1 protein-coding gene and 1 pseudogene are annotated in these 724 nt (G+C 65.6%); both read right to left on the bottom strand.

Features of this window, described 5'->3' with window-relative positions; all coding sequences use genetic code 11:
* Positions 1 to 308: pseudogene (locus EC86_RS0100270) on the bottom strand (IS3-like element ISGur6 family transposase); the annotation flags it as partial.
* Positions 305 to 724, bottom strand: a 420-nt coding sequence (locus tag EC86_RS25760; protein WP_029523722.1) for a transposase, incomplete at its 5' end; no start/stop codon positions are given. The gene EC86_RS25760 and the pseudogene EC86_RS0100270, both read right to left, overlap by 4 nt.

The raw sequence follows: 724 nt of genomic DNA, 5'->3' as shown, positions 1-724 counted from the left end.
GCCACATAGACGCCGCTGTCGGCCAGGCGAGGCACGATCTGGCTCGGCGGCAAGTCCTTGAACGCTTCGCTGTTGAGCGTGGCCATCACGGCCTGGCGCTCTTCTTCAAGCAGCTTGTTGGCCGGGCGTGCATAGCGCCGCTTGCCTGAAGGGCGCTGGTCACCCTCGGCCGCCTCAGAGCGCTGCCAGCGCTGCACGCTGCGGCACGACAAGCCGATCTGGCGGCAAGCCGGTTGCAAACGCGCCCCGTCGGCGCAGGCCTTGTCAATGAGGCCGAGCAACTTTTGGCGCTGCTGGACGGACGTCATTTGTCCGCGCCCTCCAACAGCGCCTGGAAGTTTTTTTGCAACACCAGCAAGGCAGCCACCTCGGCCAGCGCCTTTTCCTTGCGCCTGAGTTCGCGCTGCAACTGATCATGCTGGCGCTGCAGCTCGCGAAAGGCGCCGCTCGCCTCGCGTGAAGCGGGCACGGCAGGGGTGCAAAACGCCTGGTGCCACTGCACCAGCTGATGCTCGAACACGCCATGCTCGCGGCACCAGCTGGCCCGGGCCATGTCATCCAGTGCATAGCTTTGCTGCAGCGCCATCAAACGCTGTGCAGGCGTCCAGGCCGACGCCGGGCCGTCCAGTGCAGCAGTTGCAGCGGACACCGGGGGGGCTATCGTGCCGGTTTTCTTGCTTGCGCTTTGCAGCCACTTCCTGAGCGTGCCGGCGGACATGTTGAG

Origin of the sequence: Polaromonas glacialis (assembly GCF_000709345.1) — a bacterium.
Lineage (GTDB): Bacteria > Pseudomonadota > Gammaproteobacteria > Burkholderiales > Burkholderiaceae_C > Polaromonas > Polaromonas glacialis.
Note: the sequence above shows the minus strand (reverse complement) of the source record. Positions and strands in the feature narration are given on the sequence as shown.